The sequence below is a fragment of the Pseudofrankia sp. DC12 genome, assembly GCF_000966285.1.
Lineage (GTDB): Bacteria > Actinomycetota > Actinomycetes > Frankiales > Frankiaceae > Pseudofrankia.
This window is the reverse complement of sequence record NZ_KQ031391.1, coordinates 3,901,006-3,925,307: the sequence shown is the minus strand read 5'-3', so window position 1 is coordinate 3,925,307 and position 24,302 is coordinate 3,901,006. Positions and strand designations below refer to the sequence as shown.

The window sequence follows — 24,302 nt, the reverse complement described above, 5'->3', positions numbered from 1 at the left end:
GCCGGGCCGAGATCAGAAGGCAAACGGCCCGGGCGTGACGCCGGCCGCCCGGGCCGCATGTGCGACCCGGGCATGCAGCTCGGTCGTCGCGGCGACGGTCAGTTCGGACGGCGGCTCGGCGGCGTCATAGACCGGCTTGCCGCCGACGTAGACCTGCTTGAGGTTACGCAACCCGCAGGCGAAGGCGTACGTGGCGTAGATATCCCAGATGGGACCGGTATCCGGCTCGCGGGGATCCACGACCAGAAAGTCCGCGTGTTTGCCGACCTCCAGGCTGCCAAGCCGGTCCGCGACGCCAAGCACCTCCGCGGAACCTAGAGTGTGCATCCTCAGCATTTCCCGCGGCATCAGCACCTTCGCGTCGGAATGCAGGGCGCGCAAGGTGTAGATCCCGATCCGCATGTTCTGAAACGGGTCGGAGATGTCAGTGCACGATTGGTCGTCCAGACCGACCCCGATCCGGATGCCCGCCGCCCGCAGCCGTGGAATGTCGGCGATTCCCGAGCCGAGGCGGCCGTTCGACGTCGGTTGCCACACCATCCCGGCACCGGCGACCGCGGCTCTGCTGACCATCTCGTCGGTCGGGTGGACGAAGTGGCCGAACAGGAAACGCGGGCCCAGGATGCCGGCCTCGTCATACCAGGAGAACTTGGCCCGCTGCTGCTCAAGCGCCTCCGCCGTCTCGACGAAGTGCGCCTGGTTGATCACGCCGTGTCGACGCATCAGCGCGGCCTCCACGGCGGCGGTGCGGGACGTGGCGGCCCACTGGACGGCACCGAAGATTGCGGCACCGAGGTTGAGCAGGGGTGGCACGTTCGCCTCGATGTAGTCGGCCACCTGGGCGAACGTGTCGAGAACCTGCCGCTCGGGGAAGGCCTCGTCATCGAGCCGGATCGCGGACATCACCCGAATGCCGGCGTCGGCGCCCGCGTCGACCTGGCGGGTCAGGAAGTCGACCGGATGGACCTTCCCAAGGCTGGCGCTGCCGACCTGCGGGTCGTACTTCCAGATCACCCGGCTCTGGGCGAAGTTGAACGCCGAGGTTATGCCGTTGCGGGCGAAGTCCAGGCCGCCGTGCAGGGTGAACCAGTACAGGTCCTCGACGCCGGCTCCGGTCAGAACCGCCATGTTCTCGGCAAGCCAGCCGTACAGCGTCTCGCCTACGCCGAGGCCGCGGAGGCCGGACATGAACAGGTGGCTGTGCGCGGAGATGAACCCCGGAGCGACGATCGCCCCGCCCACGTCCAGCGCGGTCCCGGCCGCCGGGGCGGCGCCGGCCTCGCCGGTCGAAGGCGCCGCTGGCGGGTCGCCGGGCCCGATTCCGGAGATCGTGCCGTCCGCATCGACGGTCAACCAGCCACGGAACGGCTCCACCCCGTCCGCCATCGTCAGCAGCAGCGCGTTGACCACCGTCAACGCGGCCGCGCCCACCTCGCCGGCATCCATTCCCGCTCCCTCGTCCCCGCACACGGCTCCTCTTGCCGGCGCGAACCCGCTCCGCAGGGCTGACGCACATCGCACGTCTGCCTTGCCAGTCCGTACCGTCGCAGCTGCCGGCACGCTACCGACCTGCTGTTACATCCCCTGGACCTGGCCTCTACGGGTATGACGCCGCCGGAACCGGTCATGCCGGCTCGCGGTACCGCTTGTCGGCCCCTCGTCGACCGCCTCGCCGCCTACCTCGGCCGCCCACGCTGGCAATGGCGGCAGCGCGGCTACTTCCGCCGTTCCTTGCGCCAGACGAGTTTGAGGCCGGACCAGTCGGTGTCCAGGGCGGCGACCTTGGTGTCGACCAGGCCGAGCGGCAGGGCCTCGTCGCGGATCAGGTTCTCGGTGACATCGCTGCGGTGGCCGGCCGCCCGGCGTGGCCAGGCGATCCACAGCGCGCCAGCCGGGAAGACGACCTGCCCGAAGCCGGCGATCGCGGCCGCCGGCTCGTCGGGCGTCCGGCAGAAGGCGACGACGAGATCCGCAGCGCTGGGCGGTTCGACGGCTGGCGGCTCGGCGAACCGCCGGCTTGTCACGTCGGCCGGCAGGTCCGGGATGGTCCAGCCTGCTGGCGCCCCGCACAGCACGACCAGTTGTCCGGCCTTGACGCCGAGCTTCCGCACCATCGGGGTCCCCGAGTAGCCTGCCTGCGCCGCTGTCACGGTCACAGTGTTATCTGGGGACCCGCCGCCGACGTCGACCGGTACCACCTGGCACGACCGGGCCACAGCTCGCGACGCGCCGGCCACGCCCTCACACCCCCGGCGCAGGGTGGGGTTCTCCCGACCAGGGCCGGCGGGCTCGGCCTATGGTGCGTGGCCGGGACGACAAGGCAGGCTGGAGCCGTGGAACCCGATCGTGTGGCAGCGGAACGCGCCATTCCCGGCAAGCCGTACCTGGGCGTTTCGGAAAAGAACGACGCCGTAGCAGAGGATGCCTCGGAAAAGAACGACGCCGAGGCGGCGGGTGCCTGGGCGCAGCGCGACGCCGAAGCCGAAGTTGCCGAGGGGCCGCCGCCTCGTCCCGCCGATGCGCCGGCCGCCCTGGCCAGCGCCGCGGGGGCCTCGCCGCTGGATGCGCGGAAGCCGGCGACGGAGCCGATTCCCCTGCTGGGGATCGGTGCGCGGGCCTGGAAACAGGTCGCGTTCGAGCTGCTGAACCTGCCGCTAGCCATCGCCGGGTTCGTCTCGATGGTCGTCCTTCTGACCCTCGGTAGCGGGCTCGCGATCACGATCACCGGGCTGCCGCTGCTGGCCGTAGGCCTGATCATCTGCCGCATGTGGGGCCGGCTTGACCGAGCACGAGCCCGATCATTGCTCGACGTCGATATCCCGACACCGTCCAAGGTGCCGGTTCGCGGCTCCGGGTTCTTCGGGTGGCTGTGGGCCCAGCTTTCCGACCCGGTCGGCTGGCGGGCGGCGTTGTACCTGTTGATCCGGCTCCCGTGGGGGATCGTCTCGTTCAGCGTGACGCTCACGGTCCTGCTCGCCCTTTGGCCGGTGGCGCCCTACATCGTGTACGGGTTCGCCGCCGTCGATCGTGCGCTGATGTCGGCGCTGCTCTCGCCGTCGAGCGCGATGGAACGGCGCATCCGCGAGCTGGAGGCGGGCCGGGAGACGATGGTCGACGCCGCCGCCGCCGACCGGCGCCGGATCGAACGCGACCTTCATGACGGCGCCCAGGCCCGGCTCGTCGCGTTGGCCATGGATCTGGGTCTCGCCAAGGAGCGGATGAGCGAGGACCCGGCGACCGCGGCACGGATGGTGGAGCAGGCACACGGCGAGGTCAAGGTCGCCCTTGAGGAGCTACGCAGCCTTGCCCGCGGCATCCATCCGGCGATCCTCACCGAGCGGGGCCTCGGGGCGGCGCTGTCGAACGTCGCCGGACGCTGCGTCGTCCCGGTCACCGTCAACGTGGACCTGCCGAGCCGCCCGTCCGGCGCCGTCGAGGGGCTGCTCTACTTCACGACCGCCGAGCTGCTCACCAACATCAGCAAACACAGCGCCGCGACCACCGCGGACGTCCGGGTGGCCCAGCGCGGCCGGACGATCGAGCTGACCGTCACCGACGACGGCCGCGGCGGCGCGAGTGCCACCCCAGGCGGCGGGCTCGCGGGGCTCACCGAGCGTGTCCGCGCCATGGACGGCACCTTCACGCTGACCAGCCCGCCAGACGGTCCGACCGCCGTCGTCGTGAGCCTCCCCCAGCAGGAGCAGGTCATGGCGGCGGCTCACCCAGGTACGCCGGCCAGGACCGGCCTCGAGGCCAGCCGCGACCTGCGCCAGACCAGCCGCGATCTCAGGGAGGGCCAGCGCGGCTCCACTCGGTCCGACCGCGCCGACCCCTGATCCGCGAGCCCGGCCCTACCACCAGTCCCGGCGTTTGGCCCAGCGCAGCAGGGCCGCGGACATCGCGGCCATCGCGATCAGCACGATGATCAGCTGCTCGGGGCGGGTCCTCGTGTTCACGATGATGTTCATGCCGTAGATCGAGGAAACCGCGGTGATCGGCAGAGTGATCGCGGCGATCACCGCCAGCCGTTCCGCCGCGATCGTCATCTTGGTGTCGATCCGCGTGCGGTAGAACTCGATGACGCCCTGCAGGTACTCGCGCTGCACGTCGGCCAGGCCGCGGACCTGCTCGAACTCGTCGGTGATCTCGGCGAGCAGCGGTCTGACCCGGGGCGGGAGCGCCCAGGCGCGGCTCATGAGCCGCACATAGGTCTCCCTGTTCAGCGCGCTGATCGTCCGGGCCGCGAGCAGGCCGTGCCGGGCCCGGAACAACTCGTCGAGAAAGGGCTCCGGCTCGCCGAGATGGCCGGCGTTCACGCGTTGTTCCAGGCCCCAGACGTCGGCGGTCAGCGCCTCGACGAACCTCTCCTGGCTGGCCGCGAGCGCGAGCACGATCGCATGCGACAGTTCGAAGGCGCTGGTCGGCCGAAGGCGCCCCGCATCCATCCGCTCCAGGACGGAACTGGTCTCGCGCAGGGCCACCGACGGTTCGACCGCAGGGTTGAGCGGCCCGTGCACGGTGACCAGGAAATGGCGGCCGATGAACTGGTCGAGCTCGATGTAGTGGACATGCCCGTTTTCGCCCTGTTCCGGGCCGTGGAGCACCACGAAGACATGGTCGGCATAGGAATGCGTCTTGGCCACCAGGTTCCGCTCGGCGCAGTCGTGCACCGCCCGTGGGTGGAAGCCGAACACGTCCAGCAGCACCCGTTCGGCGTTCTTCTCACAGCTCGGGATATCGACCCAGACGAACCCCGCGTCGTCTTCCGCCCTGGTGGCGCCGACGGAGCTCTCGGCGCCACCGTCGGCGCCAACGGTGTCAGGACCGGCCGACACCCTGCGGAGCAGTTCGCCAAGCGCCTCGACGGGGTGCCGCTCGACACCGGCCCTCGTCACCAGCCGAACATCCATGAGCCGCCTCGACTCCACCCATCGCGGCTGTAGCGCCGCCCGCCCCGGCACCTCTCGGCCCAGCTGACGAATCCGCACGATAGGTCCGGCCGCGGCGGATGTCCTAGCCCACAGCGTCAACGCATCGTGAACTCTGAGCGCCCGCCCACGGCCGGCCAGCCGCGCGGGCAGCCGCGCCCGCGACCTCGAACGGCGCTGTCCGTAGCCAGTTCAGGCCTAGTCGATCTTATCGGCCGGCCGTGTCCTCCGCTGGCCGGCGACGCGGTCCGGTGGCCGCGGCAAGCGGCGCGGAAGCCGACGGAAGACGGACGCGGCGCCACCCACCTCGACGTCGGCGGCGCCAGCAGCGCACGCCTCGCCCGTGCCGTTCGCGGCAGCGTTGGTCTCGCCGGGGCGGCTGCGGGCCAGCCAGGTCAACACCCTGCGCAGAGTCGCGGCCAGCAGTGCGATGCCGACGAACACGCCGAGCAGGAGCGGGCCCGTCCAGCCGTGCAGGGTGAGCTCCCCGTCACCGCGGACGACCCAGGCTGACCAAGACCGCCCGCGCCTGATGGAGGCGCCGATCAGACCGCACTGAGCGTGGGCATATTGAGCGCAGCCTGGCGCTGCGGCGGCTCCTACGTCGTGGCCAGGGCTTCGCCCGGTCGGGCGGCCACCGTGTCGGACTGGCCTGGACGCCCCCAAGATCAAGATTTCCACCGGCCACCGCGGTGCTCCGGCGCCGCACCGTCCGCGATGACGTCCATCGCAGGCAAGACGGCCCGTTGATGGGACGGAGACCCGCCAAACGGGCCGGGTGCCAGCAGGGTGGGCGTCAACAAACCATAAGTAAGGATCTTCACACCTACTTGCGGCCCCACGATGTAGTGCGGCCAAAATCCAGGTAGCCGGGCAACCTGCCTCGGCGGTTCGGCAGCTTCGGCCTGGGCGCTCAGACTGCCGATGGAGGCACCGGTGACCACACGGCCGCGGTATCCTACGACCGCGCCGGACAATGCCTACCGGCACGCAGGCGGGTATGCCGAGCTGGTCGGACGAGCATGGGTCCGCTGGCGGGAAGATTCCGGTGAACGGTAATCCGTACTCGGTCGGACCCGGACAGCACAACGTAGACGGGACGCCCCTGTTCCCGGACTGCAATGGTGAGCTGGGTGGTCCGGCATCATCTGACGCACCCGGACAGCCTCAGCCAGCCGACGGCCGCGTCGGCTCGATCGAAACAACCGACGTGCCGCGGCCCGCGCCACCCCCGGAACGGCGCCACCAGCCGAGCGGGCCCGTCGGACCGAGCAGAAACGGTCGCTACCGACACGGCCTCCGGGCCTGGCTGCTCCAGGGCCTGGCGGAGCAGTCGCAGTGGCACGCCGGCCCGCACACCCAGGCGCCGGCCGAGGCACACCGGATGCACCGGTGGTGGCGGGTCATGTGCCTGACCGGGGTCGACTACTTCTCGACGCTGGGCTACCAACCGGGCATCGCGGTCCTCGCCGCCGGCGCGGTCAGCCCGGTGGCGACGCTCGTCCTGATCGTGCTGACCCTGGTCGGCGCGCTACCGGTCTACCGGCGGGTGGCGCACGAGAGCCCGCACGGCGAGGGCTCGATCGCGATGCTCGAGCATTTCCTGCCCTGGTGGGCCGGCAAACTGCTTGTGCTCGCGCTGCTTGGGTTCGCCGCCACCGACTTCGTCATCACGATGACCCTGTCGGCCGCGGACGCATCGGCGCACATCGTCGAGAATCCGTACACGCCGGCCGTGCTGCACGGCGAGTCGATGCTGATCACACTGCTCCTGCTGGCGCTGCTGGGAGCGGTGTTCCTGCGCGGCTTCACCGAGGCTGTCGGCCTCGCCGTCGTGCTGGTGGTCGTGTACCTGTCGTTGAACGCAGTGGTGATGGTCGCCGCATTCACGAAGGTCGTGGGCGAACCGCACGTCATCAACGACTGGCATCGACTTCTGGTTGCCGAACATCCCAATCCGTTCCTGCTGGTTGGGTTCGCGCTGATCGTGTTCCCCAAGCTCGCGCTCGGCATGTCCGGCTTCGAGACCGGCGTCGCCGTCATGCCGCTGATCCGGGGCGATGCGACCGACACCGAAGCGCACCCTCACGGCCGTATCCGGGGCGCCCGGCGCCTGCTCACGACGGCTGCCGTGATCATGAGCTGCTTCCTGCTGGCCAGCAGCCTGGTGACGGTCTGGCTGATCCCGGAGCAGGACTTCCAGAGCGGAGGGCCTGCCAACGGGCGCGCGCTGGCGTACCTAGCCCACGAGTTGCTCGGTAAGGCGTTCGGCACCGCCTATGACGTCAGCACCATCACGATCCTCTGGTTCGCGGGCGCCTCGGCGATGGCCGGGCTGCTCAACCTCGTCCCTCGCTACCTACCCAGGTACGGCATGGCTCCCCGGTGGACCAGGGCGGTTCGCCCGCTCGTCCTCGTCTTCGTCGGCATCGGCTTCCTGATCACCTGGGTCTTCGACGCGAGTGTGGACAAGCAGGGCGGCGCCTACGCGACCGGCGTGCTCGTCCTGATCACTTCGGCCTCGCTCGCGGTGACGCTGTCCGGAATGCGCCGCAAGGCCGACGGGCGACGCTCGACCAAACGGCTCGTCACGTTCGGCCTGATCACGGCCGTTTTCATCTACACGACGATCGCCAACGTCTTCGAGCGGCCGGACGGTCTGATCATTGCGTCGATCTTCATCATCGTGATCGTCGCTGTCTCGTTCATCTCCCGGGCGGTCCGGGCGTTCGAGCTGCGGGTCACCGAAGTCCGCGCCGATCTAGCCGCAACGCAGTTCATCGCCGACGTGGCGGCAGCTAGTCGGCGCGGTGGCATAGGGGACGGGGAGCCCGTCGACCTGCGACTGGTGGCCAACGAGCCCGACACCGGCGAGGCGGCGGAGTACCGCGGCAAGGAGGCGCAGATCCGGCGGGACGCGCACATCCCGGCCGGAGACCCGCTGCTGTTCGTCGAGGTGGCGATCACCGACGCGTCCGAGTTCGAGTGTGCCCTCGACGTCGCCGGCCTCGACCAGCACGGCTATCGCGTCCTGCGCCTGACCAGCACCTCGGTGCCCAACGCGATCGCCGCGCTCCTGCTCTACGTACGGGACATCACCGGCACCCATCCGCACATCTACTTCGAGTGGACGGAAGGGAACCCGTTCACGAACCTGATCCGGTTCCTGATCTTCGGCGTCGGTGAGGTCGCCCCGATCACCCGCGAGGTGCTCCGCGAGGCCGAGCCCGATCGTTCCCGCCGCCCCGCCGTCCACGTCGGCTGAACGGCGCTCCACACCCACCCGCGAACGCGCCGGCCCGCCGAGACCGGTCCGAGAACAGGCCGGCTCCTGGAAGGCCCGGCCGGGAACACTGAGAACAGCACACTACGACGATCAGACAGGACCGGACCGCGCATGACCTCCGACGCCGTCGACGTGCCGCGGCGAGGCCGGCTGCGGATCTACCTGGGCGCCGCCCCCGGCGTCGGCAAGACCTACGCGATGCTCTCCGAGGGTCATCGCCGGGCCGGACGCGGCACCGACACCGTGATCGGCCTGGTCGAGACGCACGGCCGCCACCTCACCGCCGAGATGATCGGCGAGTTCGAGATCGTCCCGCGGCGGACCTTCTCGCATCGCGGCGCCCGGTTCACGGAGATGGACGTCGACGCTGTACTCAACCGCAAGCCCGCCCTCGCGCTCGTCGACGAGTACGCGCACTCGAACGTCCCCGGTTCCCGCAACCCCAAGCGATGGCAGGACGTCGAGGAGCTGCTCGCCGCCGGCATCGATGTCGTGACGACACTGAACATCCAGCACCTGGAGTCGCTCAACGACGTCGTCAGCACGATCACCGGGGTGCCGCAGCGGGAGACCATCCCCGACGCGGTCGTCCGGGCCGCCGACCAGGTAGAGCTCGTCGACATGGCCCCGGAGGCACTGCGCCGCAGGATGGCGCACGGAAACGTGTACGCGGCCGACAAGGTCGACGCCGCGCTGGCCAACTACTTCCGGGTCGGCAACCTGACTGCGCTGCGTGAGCTGGCGCTGCTCTGGGTCGCCGGCAAGGTCGAGGACCAGCTCGACCGCTACCGGGTCGACCATGGCATCACCGACACGTGGGAGGCCCGCGAGCGGGTCGTCGTCGCGATCACGGGCGGGCCGGAGGGCGACACGCTGATCCGCCGGGCGGCCCGGATCGCGGCCCGCTCCACCGGAGGCAGCGACCTGCTCGCCGTGCACGTCAGCCGGCCGGACGGCCTGGTCACCGGTGCGGACCCGGCGGCGCTGGCCCGGCAGCGCACGCTCGTGGAGAGCCTCGGCGGCAGCTACCACCTGGTCCTCGGCGACAACGTCCCGAAGGCGCTGCTGGACTTCGCCCGGGCCGAGAACGCCACCCAGCTGGTGCTGGGCGCGAGCCGGCGTGGCCGGTTCGCGCAGCTGGTCAGCCGGGGCGTCGGCGTCACGACGACCGCCCGTTCCGGCTCGATCGACGTGCATCTCGTCACCCACGAGGAGTCCAGCGCCGGCGGACGACCATCGCGCCCATCAGCCGAGGACGTCCCGAAAACGGGTGCGAGTTGGGTGTTCGGCGCTGGGCGCGGCCGAGGGCGCGCGTCGTCGCTGACACTGGCGGCTGGCCGGCAGCTCGCCGGGTTCGCCCTCGCCGGCGCCGCTCTGGCGCTGCTCACCGTGTTGGCGGCCTCGGGCCGCACGGAGGTCAACCTGACCTCGGACACCCTGCTCTACCTGCTGGTTGTCGTCGTGGCGGCGTTCGTCGGCGGCATCTGGCCGGCGCTGGCGACCGCGGTCGCCGCCTCGTTGCTGTTGAACTTCTACTTCACCCCGCCGCTGCACACCTGGACGATCGACGACCGCAACAACGCGTTCGCGCTCGCGGCGTTCGTCGCGGTCGCCATCGCCGTAAGCCGGGTCGTCGACCTCGCCCGGCGCCGTTCGGTGCAGGCCGCCCGGGCCAGCGCCGAAGCGGAGGCCCTCGCGACGCTCGCCGGCACCGTCCTGCGCAGCGAGCATCCACTGCCGGCGATCCTCGAACGGGTCCGTGAGGGGTTCGGGATGACGTCGGTAACTCTGCTTACAGCCAGCTCCGGCGGCGACGTCTCTGGTAACGGGACCTCTGGCGGCACCGCTGGTGGCGGGGTCCCGAGCCCGCCACCCGGCCCAGGCCGGGACCGGTGGGAGGTCGTGGCCAACGTCGGTCCGAAACCATCCGAACACCCCTCTGACGGCGACGTCGAGGTGCCGGCCGGCCGGTTCACGCTGGTTCTACGCGGCCGGCCGCTGCCCGCGGCGGACCGTCGGCTTCTCGCCGGGTTCGCCGCGCAGGCGGCGACTGCCGCCGAACGGCTCCGGCTGGCCCAGGAGGCCGCCTCCGTGAAGCCACTCGCCGAGGCGGACCGGGTCCGTTCCGCCTTGCTGGCCGCGGTCAGCCACGACCTGCGTACCCCGTTGGCCGCGGCCAAGGCGGCTGTCACCGGCCTGCGGGCCGAGGATGTGGTGTGGTCACCGGAAGAACGGGCCGAACTGGTCGCTACCGCCGACGAGTCACTCGACCGGCTCACGACGCTGGTCGAGAACCTGCTCGACATGAGTCGTCTTCAGGCCGGGGTGTTGTCCGTATTTCCACGGGCGGTCCACGTCGAGGACGTCGTGGCGCTCGCACTTGACTGTCTGGGGCCGGACGCGACCGGAGTGCGCATCCAGGTCAGCGCGGACCCGGAGGTTCCGGCGATGCGCGCCGATCCGGTCCTCCTGGAGCGCGTGATCGCGAACGTGGTCGCCAATGCGATTCGCTTCTCCCCGACGGGGTCGCCGCCGCTCGTCAGCGCAAGCACGCTCGGTGACCGGGTGCAGATCCGCGTCGTCGACCGCGGCCCCGGGGTACCCAAGACGGACCGCGACGCGATCTTCCAGCCGTTCCAGCGGCTCGGCGACCGCGACAACACGGTCGGCACCGGCCTCGGGCTCGCGCTCTCCCGCGGCCTCACCGAGGCGATGGGCGGGACCCTCACCCCCGAGGACACCCCCGGAGGAGGCCTCACGATGGTCGTCGAGCTTCCGGCCGACAACGGCGGAACCGGCGAGATGACGACGTCGGAAAGGCCGCGATGACTCGGGTTCTGATCGTCGACGACGAGCCGCAGATCCTGCGGGCGATGCGGATCAATCTGCGTGCACGCGGCTACGACGTGGTCGTCGCGGATACCGGCGCCACCGCGCTCGCCGCCGCCGCCGCGACCCGTCCCGACATCGTGATCCTCGATCTCGGCCTGCCCGACCTGGACGGCGTCGACGTGATCCACGGCCTGCGTGGCTGGACACGGGTGCCGATCGTCGTGCTGTCGGGCCGCGCGGACAGTCGGGACAAGGTCGGCGCCCTGGACGCCGGAGCCGACGACTACATCACCAAGCCGTTCGGCATCGACGAGCTGCTCGCGCGGCTGCGCGCGGTCGCTCGCCGCACCGGCGAGCAGTCGGCGAGCCCCATCGTCCAGTTCGGCCGCGTGACCGTCGATCTGTCCGCCCACCGTGTCACACGGGCAGCCGCGCCGGTATCCAGCCCCAACGGCAAGACAGCGCCAACCGACGGCGAACCACCAGGCAGCGCGGCAGCAGACGGCCAGGGGGACGATTTCGCCAATGAGTCAGTGGAGGAGATCCATCTGACGAAGACCGAGTGGGGCCTGCTCAAGGTTCTCCTCAGCCACCCGGGCAAGCTCGTCTCCCAACGCCAACTGCTCACCGAAGTCTGGGGCGCCAACTACGGTTCCGAGACCCACTACCTGCGCACCTACCTGAACCGCCTTCGGCAGAAGCTAGAGGAGGACCCGGCCCGTCCCCGGCACCTGCTCACTGATCCGGGCATGGGCTACCGCTTCCAGCCCTGATCGAGGGATCCAGTCAGTGCTGGGCGCACAGCGTGGTCATCAGGTTCCTGGCGTGGTCGATGCACCGAGTGAAGCTGCCAGCGCGAAGCAGGTTCTTCGCCGAGTCGAGAGTCGTGTACTCGAGGAAGGCCGACAGCAGGCTGTCCCCGGCCGGGTTGCCATACGTGTAGAAGTACTCGACCTCCCAGAACGCGTAGTCGCCGCGTTCGACGGTGCTCAGGTCCGCCACCCAGCCGCCGAGCCTGACCTCGTTGACCTTCGCGTAGGTGGCCGCCGCCCCGCGTTCGGCGTAGCCGATCGCGCCGGGGCGGACCTGGGCGACGGTGAGGTCGTGGACCACGGTCGACTGATTCACCACCAGCGAGAAGACGACCCCCGCCACCGCACCATAGGGCACGTTCAAGAATCCGTCGCAATCATCGGTTCGCGTGCACCGCGCGTGCGCCCGCCCTTCCGGACACGCGGCAAAGGGACACCGTCCAAAAGTCGGCCCCTCGGCGGTGATCGCCGCGCAACGTGGCGGCCACCACGCTCACGACGGGACGCAAACGGCCGCCACCGAGGGTTGAGCAACCGGAGCGTAACGAGCGCCTACCTCACGCCCAGCACCAGGCCGGCCGCGCCGGCGAAAGACCTCCCTGTCCATCGCGGCCGCCTGGAGCCATTGCGCGACAACGGTTTGCAGAACAACAGCCCCCTGTTCCCGCATTTTCGCGCAGAACACCGTGACCCTCGTCACAGCTCACAGCTGGCACACACCTGGCTCCAAGGTATTGCACGGAGCGTGACAGATCCGCCGTACAGAAGCCCAGGTCAGCGGCTTGTTGGTACGTCGAGTAGTTGGTTACGGTTGCTCCGCTCGCAACAAAGCACCGTTTCGGACGCCGAGTTCTGCCCCCGTTCCGGTGCCCCCTCCTAGAGATCGCCAGGGCAGAAGTGGGGGAACCAGGTTCCTCCGGGACCGCGCCTAGCGCGTGCCCTTGGGGTTAAGCCAGCCATTTCCCGAGCGTCATCGGAAGAATGGCTGACCGGGCTTCCCGGCCCGAACCCGACAGCTAACTCCACAGGCGTGCGGGAAAGATTCTTCCAGAATGCTCAAGGGCCGTCACCGCAAGAAGTCCAATGCTCGTCGCCGCGGTTCCGCGATTGTCGCCGCAGGTGTCATGAGTGCCACAGCCGGCGCCGCCATCTTCACCGGCGTCGCTCCCGCCAGCGCAGCCAGCAGCAGCATCATCTCCGACGCGCAGATCGCCGCCTACGCGCACGGCGCCGGCCTCGACAGCTGCCGCGGTGTCGCGCTCTCGACCTGGGTCGCGATCGCGCTCGCCGAGTCCGGCGGTAACACCTACGCCCACGCCACCGGCATCGAGGACTCCCGCGGCCTCTGGCAGATCAACATGTGGGCCCACAGCAGCTGGGTCGGCAGCCGCAACCTCTACGACCCGGCGACCAACGCCTGGGCCGCGACCCAGGTCTGCAAGGGCTCCGGCCCGGGCGCCTGGAGCACCTACACGAACGGCGCGTACCGCTCCTACCTGTCACGTGGCTACGCCGCCGCGAACGCGGTCGGCAGCGGAACCGTCTCGGCCGCACCGGTATCCCTGGCCAAGGTGGCCCCCGCCGTGCCGGCAAGCGCCTGGTACCTGTCGCAGGCGGCGAACCACAGCTCCTACCTGGACGCGGTCCGACAGCTGCAGGCGAAGCTGTCCGGCCTCGGCTACACGATCGCGGTCGACGGCTACTTCGGCCCGCAGACCGACGGGGTCGTGCGCGCCTACCAGGCCAGCCATGGCCTTCCGGCCGACGGTGTCGTCGGACCGCAGACCCACGGAGCGCTGTTCGGCTAGTTCGGACCAGGCCCACCTCGGGCCGTCACGCGCTGGCGGCCGGTCCCCCAGCCGGCGGGCGAGCGACCCAGCCAGCCGGCGCCCGAGCACTACCAGAGCACTCCCACGCGCCGTCCCCGCGAGGCGTGGGAGCAGAACCGCCCCGGCCACCCTCCTGTCACGGCCGGGGCGGTTCGCCATTCTCGGGCCGGCACCGCTTCACGGGAAACTCCGACGGAGCAACGCCGGGCCGACGGGCCTGACCATCCGCGTGGGCTTGGCCCGGGCCGTCAGAGCTGGCCGATGGCGGTGACGGTGAGGGCGGCGGCGCCGATCTCGTCGGACTCGGCGAGATCGACCTCGGCGCTGATACCCCAGTCGTGGTCACCGGCAGGATCGTCGAAGATCTGGCGGAGCAGCCAAGCGCCGGGCTGCGTCGCCGTGTCCACGATGAGCATCTTCGGGCCGCGGGCATCGGCGCCGGTACCGATCTCATCATGCTCGACGAAATACGGCGTGAGCGCGTCCTCCCAGGCATCGGCGTCCCATCCGGCCCCGCCGTCGAGCTCGCCGAGCTCGTACCAGCGGCGCAGCGCCGCGAGCTCGACCCTGCGGAACATCGCGTTCCGCACGAGCACCCGGAAGGCGCGGACGTTCCTGGTGACGGCCGGTGGTTTGTCGCCGAGCCGATCACCATGCTCGATGGCGGCCGCCTCGGCCAGGTTGGCCGCGTTCGGGTTGCGCAGCCGCTCCCACTCGTCGAGCAGGCTGGAGTCGACCTGACGGACCAGCTCGCCGAGCCATTCGATCAGATCGGACAGTTCCTCGGTACGGGCCGTGTCGGGCACGGTCTGGCGCAGCGCCTTGTAGGCGTCGGCCAGATAGCGCAGCAGCAGCCCTTCCGAGCGGGCGAGACCGTAGAAGCTGATGTACTCGGCGAACGTCATCGCCCGCTCGTACATGTCCCGGACCACCGACTTCGGGGCCAGCTCATAGTCGTCGACCCAGGGTGCGCCCTGCCGGTAGATCTCCAGCGCCGCGGTCAGCAGCTCGTCGAGCGGCTTCGGGTGGGTGACCTCCTGCAAGGCCTCCATCCGGTCGTCGTAGTCCAGGCCCTCGGCCTTCATCGCCGCGACCGCCTCGCCGCGCGCCTTGAACTGCTGGGCCGACAGCACCTGCCGCGGGTTGTCCAGGATCGACTCGATCACGGACAGAACGTCGAGCGGATAGTCCGGCGCCTCCCGGTCGAGCAGGTCGAGCGCGCCGAGCGCGAACGGCGACAGCGGCTGGTTCAGCGCGAAGTCGAACTGCAGGTCGCCGGTGAGCCGGATCGTGCGCCCCGTCGCGTCCGGCTTCTCAAGCTTCTCCACGACGCCGGCCGCGAGCAGGGCACGGTAGATCGCGATCGCCCGCCGGATGTGCCTGCGCTGCGCGGACCGGTCCTCGTCGTTGTCCGTGAGCAGGTGGCGCATCGCGGTGAACGCGTCGCCAGGCCGCGAGATGACGTTCAGCAGCATCGAATGGGTGACGACGAAATGGGACGTCAGCGGCTCCGGCTCGGCGGAGATGAGCCGCTCGTAGGTCGGCTGCGCCCAGCCGACCTGGCCCTCGGGCGGCTTCCTGCGGACGACCTTGCGGCGCTTCTTCGGGTCGTCACCGGCCTTCGCCAGCGCCTTCTCGTTCTCGATCACGTGCTCGGGCGCCTGCACGACGACGTAGCCGGCCGTGTCGTACCCGGCCCGGCCGGCCCGGCCGGCGATCTGGTGGAACTCCCGGGCGGTCAGGATGCGGTTGCGGGTCCCGTCGTACTTCGACAGCGACGTGAACATGACCGTGCGGATCGGCACGTTGATCCCGACGCCCAGCGTGTCGGTCCCGCAGATGACTTTCAGCAGCCCGGCCTGGGCGAGCACCTCGACGAGTCGGCGGTATTTCGGCAGCATCCCGGCGTGGTGCACCCCGATCCCGTGGCGGACGAGCCGGGACAGTGTCTTGCCGAACCCCGAGCTGAACCGGAAGCCGCCGATCGCCGCCGCGATCTGCTCTTTCTCGACTTTCGTCGCGACGTTGATGCTGGTCAGCGCCTGGGCACGTTCCAGCGCCGAGGCCTGGGTGAAGTGCACGATGTAGACCGGTGCCTGGTGTGTGGAGAGGAGTTCCTCGATGGTCTCCTGCAGCGACGTCATGACGTACTGGAAGTAGAGCGGCACCGGCCGGTCCGCGGAGCGGACGACCGCGGTCGGATTACCGGTGCGGCGGGTCAGGTCGCGCTCGAACCGGGCGACATCCCCGAGCGTCGCCGACATCAGCACGAACTGGGCCTGCGGCAGTTCGACAAGCGGCACCTGCCAGGCCCAGCCGCGGCCCGGGTCGGCATAGAAATGGAACTCGTCCATCACGACCTGGCCGACATCGGCGTCAGCGCCCGCGCGCAGCGCCAGGTTCGCGAGGATCTCCGCCGTGCAGCAGATGATGGGCGCCTGCTCGTTGACACCGGCGTCGCCGGTGATCATGCCGACGCTCTCGGCGCCGAAAATCTCGATCAGCGCGAAGAACTTCTCCGAGACCAGGGCCTTGATCGGCGCGGTGTAGTAGGTGCGCCGGCCGGTCGCGAGCGCGGCGAAGTGCGCGCCGGCGGCGACCATGCTCTTACCCGACCCGGTCGGGGTGGCCAGGATGACGTTCGCCCCGGAGACGATCTCGATGAGCGCCTCCTGCTGGTGCGGGTAGAGCGACAGCCCGCGGTCGCGCGCCCACTCATCGAACGTCGCGTAGATCGCGTCCTCGCCGAGCGGATCCAGACGCGCGGCGGGCAGCCCGCCGGGGGGCAGGGCGTCAACGAGGTCGGTGGTGGCAGCAAGCGTCATGGTGCTTCCGATCGTGCCTGACAATTCGGTCCGCCGCCCGGCGCCCCTCGCCACCAGCACAACTACGTCCAACCAACCAACACGCTGTTACCAAATCGTCCCATAGAGGTGACCTACGGCGGCCATATTTCACCGGATGACCGGTCAGATGTCCGTCGCGGGATGGTCATATCGGGTGCATCGGTCGTATTGTGAGCGGATCACATCGCCGAAGGCGGCTTGGGGCGTGGAATGCTCAGGGTGCTGATCTATTGCGTTCTGTTCGCGATCGTCCCAGTGGTCGCCTGGCTGAGCGCCCGACGGGTGTCGACGTTCGAGCGGCGGCTGGTGGCCGCCGTAATGGTCATCGTCCCGACCGGGCTGATTGTCTTCGTCATGGTGATGACCAGGCACGGTAGCGGCGCGCCCGCCTCGCTCAGCGCCGCGGACGGGCCGAACGCGGCGACGGCGAGCTGGAGCCTGGGCCCGCTACTGCAGTTCGATACCGCTCCGGCAACTGTTGCGCCGACCATCGACGCGAGCGTCGAGCCTCCGCCGCCGAATACCGTCGGACTTCACGCGCTGGCCTTGGGCGGTCGCCCGGACGCGAAGTCGGAGAAGCAGCCCGGCTCGACGAAGGCCCTGACTCCTGGCCTCACTCCGACGACGCCCACGGTCCCGGTCGGCACGATCCTTCCGGCGGCCACGTTCCCGCCGACCACCGAGCCGACGACGGACCCGACGCCGCCGCGTCCGTCCCCGCCAGGCCAGCCGACGACGAGCCCGCCAACCATCGTGCCGACGACGCCGGCCACCACGCCGCCAGGCACGACGCCGCCGCCGACCACTCCGCCGCGCACCACGACGGAGCCGCTGCCTCCCACCAGTGACGCGCCCGCTCCGACGACGAAGCTGCCGGTCGTCGAACCGACGAGCGCCGAGCCGACGACCCCGAGCGAACCGGTGACGACCGAGGTGTCTGACTCGACCAGCACCTCCGCGCTCCTTTCCGCGGTGGCCTCCCTGCCGGTGTAGCCGGCAGGGAGGCCACTCGCGCCGCCGGTCAGCTCGGTCCGTGGGCCGGTTCCACCTCCACACCCGGCGGGTCTTCTCTCCCGGAGCTGATGTCACCAATTCGGCGCGCTCGCGAGGGCGAGACCCGCGGGGGGCGGAGCCGGCCGGGCGCGGACCGGCGGGTCCGACCCGGAGCCGATGTCGGCGAGTCGCCACTGATCGCGGCGACAGTCCGCTCGGCTGCCACCTCGCTGGCCAGGCCAACAGCACCTCGGACTCCGCGACCTGGCCTGTGCCGCTCGTCGCTTCCGGACCGGGGCACATGCGGCGCGGCCCACTACGTCGACCGGGCACAGCTTTCGCTGCGCTCGCTCACGCCGCAGCCCGCGGCCGCCATCCGGTCGTCGCCAGCCCGTAACCAGATGTGTTCGCTCCGGCGGAGGGAGCCGGCCGTCCTACAGGTTGGGTTGCTAGGCTGCGACGCCGGGAGGTAGCAACTGATGCCGGACGAGAAGGACCCCGCCGGGCCGGACGAGCGGCCCGCCGAGTCGAGTGCGCCGGCAGAGCCGGCGGCCAAGGCCAGCACCGCGCCGCCGATCATAGTTTCGGCCGCTGGAATCCCGATGATCCCGGGCGTGGGCACTGCCGACGCTGCTCCGGGTGGGTGGGCTGGCCTGCTGCCGCCACCGCGGGACCCAGCCGCCGGGCCGTGGGCGGCCACCGGGCCGACGCTGCGTGCCGGCGCGACCGACGACGAGGACGACGCCGGCCAGGACGACGACGACCCCGACGCCGACGCCAAGGACCTCGGCGACGACGACCTCGCCGCCGAGAACGAGGACGACCTGGACGCCAAGGACCTCGCCCCCGAAAACCCTGACGCCGAGGACTTCGACGAGCCCGACCCCGCCGACTTCGAGGATGACGAGGACGACGAAGACGACGAAGACGACGAAGACGACGCGAAGCCGAGCTGGCAGAAGGACATCTCGGCCGGGACGCCACGCCGTCGCCAGCTGTCCCCCGAGGTGAAGGTCGCGGCCTTCGGCCTGCTGGCCGCGGCGCTGCTCATCACCGGCGCGGTCCTGATCTCGAAGGCGGCCGGCGGCTCGTCCAGCTCCGCTGACACGCTGTCGACGTTGCCGACCCCGACCACCAAGCCACTGGCGTCCACCAAGGTCGGCGACTGCGTCTACACCGAGGACGGCCAGCAGCCGGCGCGTGACGTCACGCTTCCGCCGGCCGGGCCGAGCGTCGACACGAAGACCGCGACCATGACGATCAACACCAACTACGGCACGATGGTCGCCACGCTGGACGCCGCGAAGGCTCCGTGCACGGTGCATGCGCTGGAGTACCTCGCCCAGCACAAGTTCTACGACCAGACGACCTGCCACCGCGAGACCTACGGGCCGAGCTCCATGATCTTCGTCCTACAGTGCGGCGACCCGACCGCGCAGGGCGCCGGCACCCCCGGGTTCGCCTACAAGAACGAGAACACGAGCGGCGTCAACTACAACCGCGGCGTCCTCGCGATGGCGAACGCGGGCCCGGACACCAACGGCAGCCAGTTCTTCATCAGCTACGCGGACCCGACCGAGGCCGGGGCTCAGGCGCTGGCCGGCGGCTACACGGTCTTCGGCGAGATCACCCAGGGTCTGGACATCCTGGACAAGATCACCAGCCCGGGTGTCGAGGGCGAGGCCGGCGACGGCGTCCCGGCCAGCAAGCCCGAGATCACCTCGGTCGCCATCACCCAGTGATCCGGTGGCGGTCCGGCCTCGGCGACGCCGAGGCCGGACCGCCGGCAGCCTGGCTCAGCGACCTTCTTGACTGCCGGTCATGACCTCTGGGGCGCTGGATAGCCCAAAAGTCTCACTACTGTCCGACGAGCCCGCGCCAGAGCGGGCTCAGACCCATCGGTGGGGGGCCGCGTGGTCGTGCAGCCGATGGTCCCGCGCCGACGGAACCGGCATGGCGGCCAGGCGCGGCCCATGCGTCCCGCCGACGTTCGCCGGTTCGCCGGCGAAGACGGCAGCGAGCTTGTCGGCACAGACAGGATGGCCGAACAGGTGGCCCTGACCGAAGTCGGCGCCGTGTGCCAGCATCCGCGCCGCCTGCTCGCGCGTCTCGACACCCTCGACGGTCACCGTGTGGCCGAGCCGATGGGCGATCAGGACGATGCCCTCGACCATGTGATCGAGAGCCACCGCCGACAGCAGGCCACCCGGGTCGCCGTCCGGACCGTCGGCGTCATCGTCGACCTGGCCGGCGAACTGCCCCGCGAGCTTGAGCGCACGGACTGGCAGCGTCGGCAGGTAGGCGAAGTTCGAGTAGCCGGTGCCGAAGTCGTCGATGGCGATCCGGATGCCCGCGGCGGCGAGGGCGCGCAGCGCCTCCAGCGGACGGCCGACCGTGTCGAGCATCAGGCTCTCGACCAGCTCGAGCTGCAGCCGGCCGGGCTCGATCCCAGCCCGCTCGACGATCCGCAGGATGACCGGTACGGTGTCCGGCTCCTCCAGCTGGCGCACCGAGAGGTTGACGCTGACGAACGGGCGGACCGGCGGCTCGTCGTCGCCTAGCGCGGGGGCGGTCGCAGCCACGTTCGCCCACCGGGCCGCGTCCTGGCAGGCCGTCTCCAGCACGTGCAGACCGAGCGGGACGATCAGGCCGGACTCCTCGGCGGCACCGATGAACTCCTCCGGCCGGCGCATCCCGAGCCGCGGATGGTTCCAGCGGACGAGCGCCTCGGCGCCCTGGATCCGCCCGTCGAGCAGGCGCACGATCGGCTGGTAGTGCACGACGAACTGGCCGTCCCGCAGCGCGGCCGCGATCCCCCGGGTCATCCGCGCGGCGGCCGCCGCCTGGTCCGACTCGGACACCCGGGTCGCGTCGACCTGCCGGCCCAGCGCGCTGTCCGTGCCGGCCGTGGGCGTGAGGCCTGCAGCGGGAGCGGCCGGCCCGCCGCGCTCAGGCGTGTACCGCGGGTCGGGCCGGTAGGTCACGTCCTCGATCGTGACGGCGAAGCACACTCTGGCCGCGTCGTCCTCGACCATGGTCGCCGTCAGCGCCACCCACACCGGGCCGCCGTCGGGACCGGCCGGCCGGTCAAGCCGCCAGACGCCGTGCCCCGAGCGGCCGGCCCGCACGGCGGCCCACATGTCGATCAGCTCGGCCCGGTCGCGTGAGTGGACCAGGTCCCAGACGTCGCCGATGGACAGGTGCGCGAGGTCTCGGCCGACGATCTGGCTGGCGGTGTCGTTGACCTCCACGATCTCGCCGCAGTCGGCCACCACCAGGGCCCCGATGCCGGCGTGGTCGAAGGCGGCACGGAACTGGGCCGCACCGTCCCGGCGGGCCCGCTGCGCGCTGCGCAGGGCGGCGAGTTCGGCGCGCTGCTTCTCCGCGGCGACGGCCAGGTCCCGCTTGCGCAGGGCGTCGCCGTGGCCAGCGGCCACGGCGCCCAGGAGAGCGTAGACGGCGGTCGCGCGCCCGGCGCCGGCAGCGGCGGCCAGGGCAGGGCCGAGGATGTCGACGCTGCGGGCCAGCGCGTCCGGCTCGGCGAACCCGATCCGGACCAGCCGCGCGCCAACCGCTCGACCGGTCCCCGGGTCGGCCGGGTCGGCCGCGATCGCGCGAAACAGCTGACCGGTGAGCTCTCGCAGCTCGGCCCGCATCGCCGCGCCGGCCGCGGCGAATCCGTCCGGGGGTCCGAATCCGATTGCGGGTGCCGCCGGGGCTGAACAGGCGAACGTCTCGACCTGGGCCGGCGAGTCCGGCTGGCCGGACCCGCTGAGAACCGCGCACATGTCCGGGACGGCCGAGGCCCCGGGGGCACCGTCGGAAATCACGGCGACGCTGGTCGGCTCAACGGTCGCCGAACCAGCCGGTCCCGGAACGGGCCGGCTCTTCCGCGTTGCCTCAGGGGTCGGCGCGCCGGGCGGGGTCATCCGCGCGGCCGGCGCCGACGGCGACACGCCCGCGCGTGCCGACACCACGGTCACCGCCTCATACCAACGATCGGCGATCGGGTCGTCCACAGCGCCTTCCCTGCGGTCCGCGAGTTGATTGCTCCCTATCGTCCCAGAACGAGTTCCGGCCGCCGCACGGGCACCCCTGCGCGGATCGGAGCCCAACGCCGCGAACGCGGTCCCGATGGGCCCCGTCTCCGCTGGTTTCCCCGGGCAACCGGGGCCTGCCTGTCGAGGGCGACATAACGGCACGCAGGCGCCACGATGCCGGCCCGGGAGCGCCAGCCGCGGTCACGCCGGTCCGGCTACGCGCCGGGTCGCCGCTAACACAGCCGGACGAATCGGGCAGGGATACCGGAATTACCACTCCGTATACATGTGAGATTTCAGCGGCCGTCCGCCACCGCGATGTGACAAAACCGAATCACGTGCAGGTCGCCAACCGAGGCGTAACCCGCACGTACACAATCTGCATGATGCAGGAAACGCCTCCGCTCAATGCACGCGGAGAATGCACGGGCGTTCTGCACGGCGTGGATGCACGTGCACGCCGGCCGAACCCGAATGGAACGCGGCCGGGGCCCTGATCGCCAAAAAGGGTTCCGTCACGTAAGGGCCAGCCCGAAAAGGCTTCCTCGGGAGGGGTCGCGGACCCGCCGCGGCGGGTCCGGGCGGAGTCTCCACGGCCGCAGCGAGACCAGCCATCAAAGATCACCAGTGGCGGCGCGGGCTGGACAGCCCGCGGGGCCGAGCAGAAGCCGCCACGACGTCGCGGTGCGGGCCCTCGGCGACGGAGCGAGGCTTGGCTACAGATCGGGTGCCCACCAGCAAAGGCCCACGAGGGCCGGGGGCGGGCGGTCAGGCCGTCAGAGCTGGCGTGCAATCTTCTTCAGGACGTCCGCGGTGCGGGCCGGCGTCGTGCTGTCGACCGCCAGCCGGTCCATGGCCTCCATATACCGGTCGACTTCCTCGCGTTTGTCCAGGTAGTTGGCCCCGCCGAGGACCTCGATGTACACAACATCCGGAATGTCCGGCTCCGGGAATCGCAGGATGCTGAACGCGCCGCCCTCAGCGGCGTGGCCGCCGAAGTCGAACGGCATGACCTGCAGAGTCAGCGACGGCATCGTCATCAGGTCGATGAGGTGTTCGATCTGCGCCTTCATCGTCTTGACGCCACCGATCGGCCGCCGCAGCGCCGCCTCGTCGATGACGACCCACAGGCGTGGGGCGTTTTCCCTGCTCAGGACCTTCTGCCGGTTCATACGTACGTTGACGCGGGCCTCGATGATCTCTTTCGGCACGCCCCGGTTTCCCTGGGTGATGATCGCGCGCGCGTACTCCTCCGTCTGCAGAAGGCCCGGGATGAACTGCAGCTCGTAGGTACGGATGAGGGACGCCGACTCTTCCAGCCCGATGTATGGCTGGAACCAGGGCCTCGCGAAGATCGCACTGCGTGTTGATCGGCTACGCTAGGTAGCGAGGTACTGGACGGCTCTATTACGGTCGCGGCCAATCTCCTGCACAGTTTCCTTGATCTTGGTGACGCCGTGGAGGCGTAGTAGGCCGAGCGCGAGATTGCGGAGGATCGCGAGATTGTGCGGGCCGTTTTCTTGGTGGGCTTGGCAGGCATCTTCCCGCCAGGTGGTGTCGCGGACGTAATGGACACGGTTCTCTATGCCCCAGTGCATTCGGACGTGGGTGTGGATAGCGTCCGGAGCGGCGCGCTCACCGCGCAGGCTGGTGACAATGAAGGCGTATTCCTTGCTGAGACGGGCGCCGGTGAGATCGAATTCTTCGCGGCAGATGACGGCTATTGTTCGGGCCCGTGGGAAACGGATGTCATCCACGGGTCGCGTCCAAGTCGTCCAGCGCTTGATACTTCCGCGGGAGCATTCCTCGACCTCATGCCCCGGTGTTTTCTGAATAACCGGCAGGAGGCGATCGAAGATTTGCTGGAAGAGCTTCGGCTGGTTCCCCTTGACAGTGAACACGTAGTCGATTCGTTTTTTCCAGAGTAGGATCGCGGTTTTGACCTGCGTGTGCGCGGCGTCTGCGGTGATGACGGTTCGGCCGCGCTCGTGTTTGATGTTTTTGAGTAGGTTCGCGACCTGGGTGATCTCGTTGGTATCCGCGGGGACCTTGGTCTGGGCGATGACGACCCCCTGGTTGTGAGTCATGGCAGAGAACAGCGTGAACTGCTGGTTCTCCGTGCTCCAAGCGCCGCGCAAGACCTTACCGTCCAGGGCGATCACCAGATCGCCGTTGTGATCGCGGGTCGCTTGTTCGTGCAGCCAGGTGCCGACGACCAGGTCCAGCACATGCGAGTTGACTCCTTTGAGGGTCTCGCGGATGGTGGATTCGCAGGGAACGGTGTAGCAGCCCCGAAAATAGCCGTAGGGCGCGCCGAGTGCGGCGAGGAGCCCTTGGGAGAGGTCGGCCGCCTCGCTTCCGATCTCGCGGTAACACGTGGCGCCAGCGAGCGTCGCGACGGTCGCCGTGGCAAGCACGAACTCGAGGTCGTAAACCCGGCCCCGGGCGTCGCGGAAATCCTTCACAAGACGCAGCATGGCAAGAAGTCGACCGATTTTTTCTTTGCCGGCGTTGTCAAGGCCGCTCGACAAAGCGGCGCCGGTCTGGCATGATGACACTTGGCGGCCTTCTGTCTCGGGGGATTGTTTGTTCGCACTCTCATTGTCCCGATCAGGAGGCCGTCGTTTCGCAACGGCGGCTCTTGTTTTCGTCAATTCAACGGCCATGGCGACTGGGCGCACAGCGGCGGATTTTCGGGTAGGCATTCGTAGCTGCCGATGGCGTCATTTCCGATAG

General features: G+C 69.9%; 14 protein-coding genes, 1 pseudogene and 1 riboswitch. Of the genes and pseudogenes, 7 read left to right on the top strand and 8 right to left on the bottom strand.

The features are described from left to right. Positions 1-12: 12 nt before the first annotated feature. Both FRADC12_RS15620 and FRADC12_RS15615 read right to left on the bottom strand, forming a co-directional pair. Positions 13-1,446 carry an amidohydrolase family protein gene (locus tag FRADC12_RS15620; RefSeq protein WP_045877197.1) on the bottom strand — a complete coding sequence of 478 codons (1,434 nt, stop codon included), beginning with the start codon at positions 1,444-1,446 and terminating at the stop codon, positions 13-15. 269 nt (positions 1,447-1,715) lie between these two features. After that, positions 1,716-2,156, bottom strand: coding sequence for a DUF3052 family protein (locus tag FRADC12_RS15615; RefSeq protein WP_084010791.1), 441 nt, complete (start codon positions 2,154-2,156; stop codon positions 1,716-1,718). Between the two features lie 177 nt (positions 2,157-2,333). On the opposite strand from FRADC12_RS15615, the gene FRADC12_RS15610 reads away from it, so the two are divergent. After that, entirely contained in the window at positions 2,334-3,836 is a 1,503-nt protein-coding gene (locus FRADC12_RS15610; RefSeq protein WP_232303826.1) for a sensor histidine kinase, read from the top strand. A gap of 15 nt (positions 3,837-3,851) precedes the next feature. Here the strand turns inward: FRADC12_RS15610 and FRADC12_RS15605 are convergent, their stop codons facing one another. After that, entirely contained in the window at positions 3,852-4,895 is a 1,044-nt protein-coding gene (locus tag FRADC12_RS15605; protein WP_232303825.1) for a magnesium transporter CorA family protein, read from the bottom strand. A 1,243-nt stretch (positions 4,896-6,138) separates the two neighbouring features. Here FRADC12_RS15605 and FRADC12_RS15595 point away from each other — a divergent pair. The 3 genes from FRADC12_RS15595 to FRADC12_RS15585 all read left to right on the top strand — a co-directional run bounded on the left by FRADC12_RS15595 (position 6,139) and on the right by FRADC12_RS15585 (position 11,819). Further along, entirely contained in the window at positions 6,139-8,193 is a 2,055-nt protein-coding gene (locus FRADC12_RS15595) for an amino acid transporter (protein ID WP_232303824.1), read from the top strand. 132 nt (positions 8,194-8,325) lie between these two features. Beyond that, positions 8,326-11,043: a sensor histidine kinase gene (locus tag FRADC12_RS15590; RefSeq protein WP_045877194.1), complete on the top strand. Its 2,718-nt coding sequence runs from the start codon at positions 8,326-8,328 to the stop codon at positions 11,041-11,043. Further along, positions 11,040-11,819: a response regulator gene (locus FRADC12_RS15585; protein WP_045877193.1), complete on the top strand. Its 780-nt coding sequence runs from the start codon at positions 11,040-11,042 to the stop codon at positions 11,817-11,819. Before FRADC12_RS15590 ends, FRADC12_RS15585 begins: the two co-directional genes overlap by 4 nt. Before the next feature lie 13 nt (positions 11,820-11,832). On the opposite strand, the gene FRADC12_RS28445 is transcribed toward FRADC12_RS15585, so the two are convergent. Then, complete coding sequence (locus FRADC12_RS28445; RefSeq protein ID WP_198152918.1) at positions 11,833-12,216, bottom strand: type 2 periplasmic-binding domain-containing protein; 384 nt, start codon at positions 12,214-12,216, stop codon at positions 11,833-11,835. A gap of 516 nt (positions 12,217-12,732) precedes the next feature. Further along, positions 12,733-12,904, top strand: a riboswitch (cyclic di-AMP (ydaO/yuaA leader). Between the two features lie 78 nt (positions 12,905-12,982). On the opposite strand from FRADC12_RS28445, the gene FRADC12_RS15575 reads away from it, so the two are divergent. Beyond that, positions 12,983-13,666, top strand: coding sequence for a peptidoglycan-binding protein (locus FRADC12_RS15575; RefSeq protein ID WP_084010789.1), 684 nt, complete (start codon positions 12,983-12,985; stop codon positions 13,664-13,666). A gap of 269 nt (positions 13,667-13,935) precedes the next feature. Here FRADC12_RS15575 and FRADC12_RS15570 read toward each other — a convergent pair whose 3' ends face one another. Continuing rightward, positions 13,936-16,512, bottom strand: a complete 2,577-nt coding sequence (locus FRADC12_RS15570) for a DEAD/DEAH box helicase (RefSeq protein WP_045877191.1) — start codon at positions 16,510-16,512, stop codon at positions 13,936-13,938. A gap of 240 nt (positions 16,513-16,752) precedes the next feature. On the opposite strand from FRADC12_RS15570, the gene FRADC12_RS15565 reads away from it, so the two are divergent. Both FRADC12_RS15565 and FRADC12_RS34365 read left to right on the top strand, forming a co-directional pair. Then, positions 16,753-17,526 carry a hypothetical protein gene (locus tag FRADC12_RS15565; RefSeq protein WP_157488876.1) on the top strand — a complete coding sequence of 258 codons (774 nt, stop codon included), beginning with the start codon at positions 16,753-16,755 and terminating at the stop codon, positions 17,524-17,526. A gap of 479 nt (positions 17,527-18,005) precedes the next feature. Next, a complete protein-coding gene (locus FRADC12_RS34365; RefSeq protein WP_084010787.1) occupies positions 18,006-19,268 on the top strand; it encodes a peptidylprolyl isomerase in 1,263 nt (420 codons plus the stop codon). Positions 19,269-19,415: 147 nt separating this feature from the next. Here FRADC12_RS34365 and FRADC12_RS15555 read toward each other — a convergent pair whose 3' ends face one another. The 3 genes and pseudogenes from FRADC12_RS15555 to FRADC12_RS15545 form a co-directional block, all read right to left on the bottom strand. Continuing rightward, positions 19,416-21,356 (bottom strand): EAL domain-containing protein, encoded by a 1,941-nt coding sequence (locus FRADC12_RS15555; protein ID WP_232303823.1) that lies wholly within the window; start codon positions 21,354-21,356, stop codon positions 19,416-19,418. A gap of 986 nt (positions 21,357-22,342) precedes the next feature. After that, positions 22,343-22,906: pseudogene (locus tag FRADC12_RS15550) on the bottom strand (DUF5753 domain-containing protein); the annotation flags it as partial. Between the two features lie 39 nt (positions 22,907-22,945). Continuing rightward, entirely contained in the window at positions 22,946-24,124 is a 1,179-nt protein-coding gene (locus FRADC12_RS15545; RefSeq protein WP_045876696.1) for an ISAs1 family transposase, read from the bottom strand. Positions 24,125-24,302 lie beyond the last annotated feature (178 nt).